At 66.5% G+C, this 8,866-nt stretch carries 9 protein-coding genes; 7 read left to right on the plus strand and 2 right to left on the minus strand.

Going from position 1 to position 8,866, the window contains the following annotated elements:
* Positions 1 to 12 precede the first annotated feature (12 nt).
* Positions 13 to 933: an NAD-dependent epimerase/dehydratase family protein gene (locus AB0313_RS15170; RefSeq protein WP_141946719.1), complete on the minus strand. Its 921-nt coding sequence runs from the start codon at positions 931 to 933 to the stop codon at positions 13 to 15.
* 135 nt (positions 934 to 1,068) lie between these two features.
* Here AB0313_RS15170 and AB0313_RS15175 point away from each other — a divergent pair, with 135 nt between their 5' ends.
* The 7 genes from AB0313_RS15175 (at position 1,069) to AB0313_RS15205 (ending at position 7,284) form a co-directional block, all read left to right on the plus strand.
* Complete coding sequence (locus AB0313_RS15175) at positions 1,069 to 1,812, plus strand: WHG domain-containing protein (protein ID WP_307303802.1); 744 nt, start codon at positions 1,069 to 1,071, stop codon at positions 1,810 to 1,812.
* A 96-nt stretch (positions 1,813 to 1,908) separates the two neighbouring features.
* Positions 1,909 to 2,205 carry a hypothetical protein gene (locus AB0313_RS15180; RefSeq protein WP_366306488.1) on the plus strand — a complete coding sequence of 99 codons (297 nt, stop codon included), beginning with the start codon at positions 1,909 to 1,911 and terminating at the stop codon, positions 2,203 to 2,205.
* 234 nt (positions 2,206 to 2,439) lie between these two features.
* Entirely contained in the window at positions 2,440 to 4,311 is a 1,872-nt protein-coding gene (gene dnaK / locus AB0313_RS15185) for a molecular chaperone DnaK (RefSeq protein WP_307303806.1), read from the plus strand.
* A 2-nt stretch (positions 4,312 to 4,313) separates the two neighbouring features.
* A complete protein-coding gene (locus AB0313_RS15190) occupies positions 4,314 to 5,003 on the plus strand; it encodes a nucleotide exchange factor GrpE (protein ID WP_307303807.1) in 690 nt (229 codons plus the stop codon).
* Between the two features lie 270 nt (positions 5,004 to 5,273).
* A complete protein-coding gene (locus AB0313_RS15195) occupies positions 5,274 to 6,245 on the plus strand; it encodes a DnaJ C-terminal domain-containing protein (RefSeq protein ID WP_366306491.1) in 972 nt (323 codons plus the stop codon).
* A 15-nt stretch (positions 6,246 to 6,260) separates the two neighbouring features.
* Positions 6,261 to 6,686 carry a helix-turn-helix transcriptional regulator gene (locus tag AB0313_RS15200; protein WP_141945393.1) on the plus strand — a complete coding sequence of 142 codons (426 nt, stop codon included), beginning with the start codon at positions 6,261 to 6,263 and terminating at the stop codon, positions 6,684 to 6,686.
* 211 nt (positions 6,687 to 6,897) lie between these two features.
* Positions 6,898 to 7,284 carry a hypothetical protein gene (locus AB0313_RS15205; RefSeq protein WP_141946723.1) on the plus strand — a complete coding sequence of 129 codons (387 nt, stop codon included), beginning with the start codon at positions 6,898 to 6,900 and terminating at the stop codon, positions 7,282 to 7,284.
* Between the two features lie 66 nt (positions 7,285 to 7,350).
* Here AB0313_RS15205 and AB0313_RS15210 read toward each other — a convergent pair whose 3' ends face one another.
* Entirely contained in the window at positions 7,351 to 8,760 is a 1,410-nt protein-coding gene (locus tag AB0313_RS15210) for an aldehyde dehydrogenase family protein (RefSeq protein ID WP_366306493.1), read from the minus strand.
* Between the last annotated feature and the right edge of the window lie 106 nt (positions 8,761 to 8,866).

The following is an 8,866-nucleotide window of genomic DNA, read 5'->3' on the forward strand; positions in this document are numbered from 1 at the left end:
CTTTGCCGGAGGCTAACCCTGTTGCCGCCACCATTCCACGGTGGCGGCAGCAGCCGTTTCCAATGGGGTGTGTTTGACGCCCAGCATTGCCTCGGACGCCGCAGAGTCCATGACGAACGGACGCTCAAACTGGTACAGCATCTCGGCGAGCTCCCGCGCATCCGCCGAGATGAGGGCCGCCGCCCGGAGCGTCCAGCCGGGGAGGACGCGAACCTTGGGGGCGGGCTGTCCCGCAGCGGCGGCGAAGGCGGATGCAAGTTCCTTCTGGGTGATGGCAGGGCCCGTGGGTGCATGCCATACGGCGTTCCAGGCAGACGGACTGTTGGCCGCAGCGATCATGGCGCGGGCAAGGTCAGGAACGAACGTGAACGAGTGGGGCTGCCGGGAGCTTCCGACCACGCTGACGTTCTTCCCCGCCATGATGGGAGCCACCATGCGTTCGCCGCCGTGGGCCATCCGGACGCGGGGACCAAAGAAGTCGCCCGACACCACGCTCACCGTTGGCGTGGGTGAGGCCTCGCGGGCCTGCAGCAGCTCCGTCCGTACGCCGCGCTTGCCCCCGACTGCCCGGCGGGGGCTGTCCTCGGTCATCACGCGGTCCGGCTCGCTGTAGGAGTAGAGGCTTTCGGGAAAGACGACGACGGCGCCCGCCTCCCGGGCTGCCTTGAGTACCGCCTGCTCGGCGGCCGGGAGTTCGGCCCGCCAGGCCTGGGCGGTGTAGGCCGACCCGTGGATGCAGTGGAAGACCGCTTTCGCGCCGGCAAGGGCGCCCCCCACAACCGCCGGATCCATCGCATCCCCGCTGATCCGCTCGATCAGCGGGTGCTCCGGCCCACTTCCTGATCGCGTGAGGATGCGGACCTGGCGCCCCTGCTGCACCAGCTGCTTTGCGACCGTCCAGCCCACCGGGCCCGCGCCTGTCACCACATACATATCCGACACTTTGGTCTCCTCTTGAGTTAGCGAGAGCACTGCTCTCTAGAGGCCAGCATGGAGCTGCCTGAAGGAAAAGTCAAGAGCGGTGCTCTCTTTTGGTGCTGTTGCTCTCTTTCGTGGCATGCTGAAGCTGTGGATGACATCGACAGCACTGCCGGCAAGTCCCGCCCGCTGACGCCGCGGCAGCGGGCAAGGGTGCAGACCGTGGCGGACATTGTCCGGCTGGGCCGGCAGCACCTGGCCACTGACGGGGCGGCTGCGCTCTCCCTGCGCGCCGTGGCAAGGGACTTGGGGGTGGTGTCCTCCGCCGTCTACCGCTACGTGGAGAGCCGGGATGAACTGCTGACGCTTCTGCTCATCGATGCCTTCGATGAGCTGGGGGATGAGGTGGATGCGGCTGTGGGCGAGGCACCGGAAGGGGATCACTTTGGCCGCTTCGCAGCGCTGGGCCGGGCGGTCCGGACGTGGGCCCTCCGGGAACCTGCCTGTTACTCACTCCTGTTCGGCAGCCCGGTTCCGGGCTACAACGCGCCGGCCGACCGCACCACCGCACCGGGCACCCGTGTCATTGTGAGCCTGATCGGCATCCTGGAGTCCGCCTCCAGGGCGGGATGTCTTGCGGCTGCGGGACCGTCCCCGCAATTGCCGCCCACGCTGGCAGGGAACCTGGCCGCCATCCGGAAGCAGTTCGGGTTGGCGATGCCGGAGGAGCTTGTGGCCCGTGGCGTCCTGGTGTGGAGTTCACTCTTCGGTGCGGTGAGCTTCGAGGTGTTCAACCAGTACGGGCCGGACACCTTCACGGCCCCGGCGGAGCTCTTCGAGCACCATCTTTCAGTCCTGGCCGGCGTCGCGGGCCTGCCGCCGGCGGTCGGCTGAGGCGGGGCCGTCGCAGCCCTGTTGGTGCGCCCGCTCCGTCGATAGACTGCCAAGTGCGCCCCCCAAGGACGCCGAGCCTCGAAGGAGAGATGCACCATGACTGAGAATCCTGAAGTTGCCGCCGAGGAGCCCCGCAGGGCCAGCAGTGCACCGGGGCTGGAGGGTGAGGGCGGGCAGTATGTGGACGGCGACTATGGCGATGCCGGCACGATCAATGAGCCCGAACGGGGTGCCGCTGACGGTGAATACGAGGAAGGCGACTACGGCGATGCCGGCTCGACCGGTGGCGCCCGCACCGAGCAAGCCATCCGCGAAGGGCTCACGGCAGGCCAGGTCCAGGCAGCGGACGACGAGCGCGGCCCCCTGCACGGAGACCGCGGCACGGAGCGCTGAGCACCTCCGCACAGCCGTTCTCCGAAAGCGAACCTGCCCGCCGCCGTCGAACTTTTGCGGCTGTGGCGGCGAAAATCCGCGGAACGTGAAGGCTGAATCTGTGCGTAGCCCTCAAAGTTGAGCGTCCTTCGCTCAACTTTGGATTGACATCGCTGGCGCCCTGAGTAGAGTTGAGTGCAGAACGCTCAATGCTTAGGGCGCCAACCAGTTTCCAAGGAAAGAAGGAAGCAACACATGTCACGTGCAGTAGGTATCGACCTCGGAACCACCAACTCCGTCGTCTCCGTTCTCGAAGGTGGCGAGCCCACCGTTATTGCCAACGCCGAGGGTGGCCGCACCACGCCGTCGGTCGTTGCATTCTCCAAGTCCGGCGAGGTCCTGGTTGGTGAAATCGCCAAGCGCCAGGCCGTCAACAACATCGAGCGCACCATCGCTTCGGTCAAGCGCCACATGGGCACTGACTGGAAGGTGGACATCGATGGCAAGAAGTACACCCCGCAGGAAATCTCCGCCCGCATCCTCATGAAGCTCAAGAACGACGCCGAGTCGTACCTGGGCGAAAAGGTCACCGACGCCGTCATCACCGTCCCGGCCTACTTCAACGACGCCGAGCGCCAGGCCACCAAGGAAGCCGGCGAAATTGCCGGCCTGAACGTCCTGCGCATCGTCAACGAACCCACCGCCGCGGCACTCGCCTACGGCCTGGACAAGGGCAAGGAAGACGAACTCATCCTGGTCTTCGACCTCGGTGGCGGTACGTTCGACGTCTCGCTGCTGGAAGTCGGCAAGGATGAAGACAACTTCTCCACCATCCAGGTGCGCGCCACCGCCGGTGACAACCGCCTGGGCGGCGACGACTGGGACCAGCGCGTCGTTGACTACCTGCTGAACCAGCTCAAGGTCAAGGGCATCGACCTCTCCAAGGACAAGATCGCCCTGCAGCGCCTTCGTGAAGCTGCCGAGCAGGCCAAGAAGGAACTGTCCTCCTCCTCCAGCACCAACGTCTCGCTCCAGTACCTCTCCGTCACCCCCGACGGCCCGGTCCACCTGGACGAGCAGCTGACCCGCGCCAAGTTCCAGGACCTCACCAAGGACCTGCTGGAGCGCACCAAGAAGCCATTCCACGATGTCATCAAGGAAGCCGGCATCAAGCTTTCCGACATCAACCACATCGTACTGGTGGGCGGTTCAACCCGTATGCCCGCGGTCTCCGAGCTGGTGAAGGAACTGGCCGGCGGCAAGGAGCCCAACAAGGGCGTCAACCCGGACGAGGTCGTGGCAGTCGGCGCAGCCCTGCAGGCCGGTGTGCTGAAGGGTGAGCGCAAGGACGTCCTGCTGATCGACGTCACCCCGCTGTCCCTCGGCATCGAGACCAAGGGTGGCGTGATGACGCACCTGATCGAACGCAACACCGCCATCCCCACCAAGCGGTCCGAGACCTTCACCACGGCCGACGACAACCAGCCGTCCGTGGCCATCCAGGTCTTCCAGGGCGAACGTGAGTTCACCCGGGACAACAAGCCGCTGGGCACGTTCGAGCTCACCGGCATCGCCCCGGCACCGCGCGGCATCCCGCAGATCGAGGTCACCTTCGACATCGACGCCAACGGCATTGTCCACGTGTCCGCGAAGGACAAGGGCACCGGCAAGGAACAGTCCATGACCATCACGGGCGGCTCCAGCCTCTCCAAGGAGGACATCGACCGGATGGTCCGTGACGCTGAAGAGCACGCAGCCGAGGACAAGGCCCGCCGCGAGGCGACCGACACCCGCAACACGGCCGAGCAGCTGGCCTACTCCGTGGACAAGCTGATCGCCGACAACGCGGACAAGCTGCCCGAAGAGGTCAAGACCGAGGTCCAGGGCGACGTCGACAGCCTCAAGAAGGCCCTCGAAGGCACCGACGACGCCGCTGTGAAGTCCGCATTCGAGAAGCTGCAGGCTTCCCAGACCAAGCTCGGCGAAGCCATCTACTCCCAGGCCGGTTCGCCGGACGGTGCCGGCGCTGCCGGTGCCCAGGGTGCCTCAGGTGCCTCTGCGGGCAGCAAGGCCGATGAGGACATCGTCGACGCCGAGATCATCGACGAAGACGAAGCGAAGAAGTAGCCATGCCGCACCACGGTAACGAGGAAGAGCACAACTCATCCGCGAACCATGACGCCAATCAGGGCAACGGCCAGGAACCGGTCATCCGGGACAACCGCAAGGTTGACCCGGTGACCGGCCAGGCCCGGCACCCCGAGGGTGGCCAGTCCGCCCACGGGACCGGTTCCCCGGCGGATTCCGACGGCGACGCCCTGGCCCAGGCCGAGGAGATTCTCAACGGCGTGGACGTGCCGGCGGAGGACTCCGTGGCCCAGGGCGTCCCGGCCGGCTCCGGCAACGCCGAGGCGGCCGAACTGCGCAACGACCTCCTCCGCCTCCAGGCTGAGTACGTCAATTACCGCAAGCGCGTTGAACGCGACCGCGCCGTGGCAGGGGAAATGGCCGTCATCGGCGTCCTGAACTCCCTGCTCCCGGTCCTGGACGACGTCGACGCCGCCCGGCAGCACGGCGACCTCACCGACGGGCCCTTCGCCGCGATCGCCAACAAACTGGAGAACGCGCTGAAGACCTACGGCCTGGTCCGCATCAACGAGACCGGCGTGGAGTTCGATCCCACGATCCACGAGGCCCTGATCCAGCAGCCCGGCGAAGACATCGAGGTTGACACCGTCAGCCAGGTCCTCCGCTCAGGCTACAAATCAGGAGAACGCGTCCTCCGCGCAGCCCAGGTCATCGTCGCGGTCCCTGCGTAGTCGGTCACCAGGCGCTACGCCGGATATGGGGCGGTGCCCGCTTCGCGGTGCCCTCCACACCGCCGCCCCATATCCGGCCTCCGCGCCAACGGTCATCTCGCCTAAGGTGAGGTAACCACGAAGCTCGCAGCGGTACAGGGGCCCCGGGAGTGGCATCGGGCCTGCCGGAGCGTGGTGGCTTGGTCCGTCAGGACCGAGCCACCACGCGTAGGGGCGGGGGCCCCTGTACCGCGGAGAGCTATTAGTTAAGAGACTTGAAAGGAAACGCCATTGGCTAGCCAGGATTGGGTGGACAAGGACTTTTACAAGATCCTTGGTGTTGCCAAGGACGCTTCCGATGCCGATATCAAGAAGGCCTACCGGAAGCTGGCGCGGCAGCACCACCCTGATACGAACGCAGGAAACGCTGCTTCCGAGAAGAAGTTCAAGGACATCTCGGAGGCCTATTCGGTGCTCTCGGACCCCGACGAGCGCCAGCAGTATGACGCCATCCGGGCCATGGGCAGCGGTGCCCGCTTTGCCCCCGGCGGCGCCGGGGCCCCCAACGGCGGGTTCGAGGACATGTTCGGCGGCCTCTTCACCGGCAACACCGGACGTCACGCTGGTGGGTTCAACCCCGCCGGCGGCGGTATCCCGCCTGAGTTCGCCGACCTCTTTGGCGGATTCGGCGGGTCCCCCGGGTTCCAGCGCACGCCGCAGAAGGGCGCCGACCGGACCGCCTCCACCAGCATTTCCTTCGCCGGTTCCATCCGCGGCACCACCATCGGCCTGCGTGAACCCAGCGGCGAGGTCATTGACGTCCGTGTTCCCGCCGGCATCAAGGACGGCCAGAAAGTCCGCGTGCGCGGCAAGGGCCAGCCCGGTGCGGCCGGCAACGGTGACCTTGTGGTGTCCGTTTCCGTCCAGCCGCACGCCTTTTACACGCGCGACGGCGACAACCTGCGTATCCACGTTCCCGTCACCTTCCCGGAAGCTGCCTTGGGAGCGGACATCGAAGTTCCCACCATCGAGGGCGACAAAGTGAAGGTGCGCGTGCCGGCGGGAACGCCGTCGGGCCGTACCCTGCGGGTGAAGGGCAAAGGCGTGAAGACCTCCAAGGGCACCGGCGACCTCCTGGTGACCATCGACGTCGCGGTCCCCAAGAACCTCAACAAGGACGCCGAAGCTGCGGTCAAGGCGTTCGCCGAAGCCACGGCGTCGGCGGACGTCCGCGAGGGCCTGGCAGCCAAGGCCCGGCTCTAGGGTCGGAGGTGAGCCGTGGACATCAGTGCTGACCAGCCGATCTTCGTGATCTCCGTGGCGGCCGAACTGGCGGACATGCACCCGCAGACCCTGCGGCAGTACGACAGGCTTGGCATCGTCAAGCCCAGCCGCGCGCCCGGCAAGTCCCGGCGCTACTCACAGCGTGACGTGAACATGCTGCGGGAAGTGCAGCGGCTGTCCCAGGAAGGCGTATCGCTGGAGGGGATCAAGCGCATCCTGGAGCTCGAAAACCAGGTGGCCGCCCTCCAAAGCCGCATCTCGGAACTCACCGAGGAACTCGGGCGGCGCCCCCGGTCCGTGGACTCCCGGATCTTCGCCGCCGGCGCAGCCGGTGACGTGGTGAGCCTGGCCCGGGGACAGCGGCCCCGTCCCCGGTCACAGGCCGTGGTGCTGTGGCGCCCCAGGGCGATCGGCCAGTAGAACCCAGGCCAGTAGAAGCCCGGGACAGCAAGTACCGCTCTTCGGCAGCCGGGAAAATTAGAGTACCCACTACTCGTGTCCGGACGAACCCCCGGAACTTGAATGGAACCATCGCCGGATCAGCGGCGGTGGTTCCACAAGTTCCGGGGGTTTTCGTGCTTAAGGTTCTCAGCAAAGGTTTCAACCGCAAGGCCCGGCCATGAGTCCGGGAATGCAGTCCGTGGCTGCCTTCAGCAGCTCAATGCCGGGCCAGATCCTGCTGGCCCTCGGGCAGACCATAGTGGTGGTGTGCGTCTGCTTCGACATGGTCCGTGAATTGTCCGTCCCGAGGTCGCACCGCCGCTACGTGGCCAGCACCGTGTTCCGCACGCTGGCGATCCCGTCGGTCATGGCCAACGCCATGACGGTCTTCGTGGCCCTGGTGATGTCGTCCTGGGTGGATGTGGTGATGGGAATGTTCGTGCTGGTGGCCATTGTTTTCCGGTTCCACCACAACCAGGACGAGGACAACTGGTGGAAGGGCAAGGGCAAGAAGCTTGCCCGGTGGGCCCGCCGGCAGTTCGCCGGGCGCACGTCCACCGCCCCGGCCATGGGGTAGCCAGGACCAAAAGCCCGGGAGCCCCGCACGCCGGCTGGCATGCGGGGCTCCCGTTTCCAGGACCTCTCAGCCGTTGATGACCTGCGGCACGCCCAGCGCCTTGAGTCCTTCGACGCCGAACTCCACCCCGTAGCCGGACTGCTTGGCGCCCCCGAAGGGGATACGGGGGTCCACGGCGCCGTGCCGGTTGATCCAGACGGTGCCTGCCTGGATGCGGGCGGCGACCTCACGGGCGGCCTTCAGGTCGCGCGACCAGACGGAGGCGCCCAGGCCGACGTCGAGCCCGTTCGCTTTTTCCACTGCTTCGTCGATGGTGCTGTAGCGGATGATGGGCAGGGCGGGCCCGAACTGTTCCTCTGCCACCAGCGGGTTGTCGTTGTCGATGTCGGCCACGAGAGTGGTGGGGTAGAAGTAGCCGGGCTGGCTGGTGTCCGGGTTTCCGCCGAGGAGGACGCGTGCTCCGGAGGCCCTGGCCGCCTCTACGAGGTTCGCTACGACGTCGTACTGTGCCTTGTTCTGCAGCGGACCCAGGACGTTGTTCTCGTCCAGGCCGTTGCCCATGGGCATCTGCCTGGCCACCGATACGAGCTCCTCGCAGACGGCGTCGTAGATGCTGTCGTGGACGTAGAGGCGCTTCAAGGCGGCGCAGGTCTGGCCGGTGTTCAGGAACGCACCCCAGAAGATGTCCTGCGCGATGGCTTTGGGGTCGGCATCCGGCAGGACGATGCCGGCGTCGTTGCCGCCCAGTTCCAGGGTGAGGCGCTTGACGGTGTCGGCGGAGGACTTGATGATGGCGCGGCCGCCGGCGGTGGAACCGGTGAACATGATCTTGCCGATCGCGGGGTGGTCGGTCAGTCGCGCGCCCACGTCGCGGCCGCAGGAGACCACCGAAAGGATGCCTTCCGGGAGTTCCTCATTGAGGACTTTGACCAGGGCCAGGACGGACAGCGGGGTGTTGCCGGAGGGCTTGACGACTACGGCGTTGCCCATGCGCAGGGCCGGGGCCAGCTGCCAGACGGCGATCATCATGGGCCAGTTCCAGGGGCCGATGGCGCCGACGACGCCGATGGGCCGGTAGTGCAGTTCGGCCCGGGTCTCGCCGTCGTCCACGATGGTTTCCGGTTCCAGCGGCAGGCCGGCGGTGGCACGCAGCCACGCGACGCAGGCGCCGACTTCGAACCGGGCATTGGGGCCGTTGAGCGGCTTGCCCTGCTCGCGGGAGAGCAGTTGGGCCAGTTCCTCGGCGGAGCGTTCGACGGCGTCGGCTGCTTTCAGGAGCGCGGCTGATCGGGCGTCGTGGCCCAGGGCAGCCCAGGCGGGCTGGGCAGCGACGGCTGCGGCCACGGCGTTTTCCAGGTAATCGAGGTCGTGGATGGGGGCTTCGCCCACGGCTTCACCGGTTGCCGGGTCAAAGATGGTCCGGCCTGTGCCGGAGTCGGGGGCAACGGACGCGAGGAGCGCATCATAGGTTTCCAAGGGATACTCCAGGCAGTGTCTAACGGTCGTTGCGAATCCTGATCGTGAGGGATTCCAATGCCCAGGTACGCCCCGAACAAGATGTCGCCTGAAGTCAAGCGTCGGT

This window comes from Pseudarthrobacter sp. NPDC080039 (assembly GCF_040702335.1).
Classification (GTDB): domain Bacteria; phylum Actinomycetota; class Actinomycetes; order Actinomycetales; family Micrococcaceae; genus Arthrobacter; species Arthrobacter enclensis_A.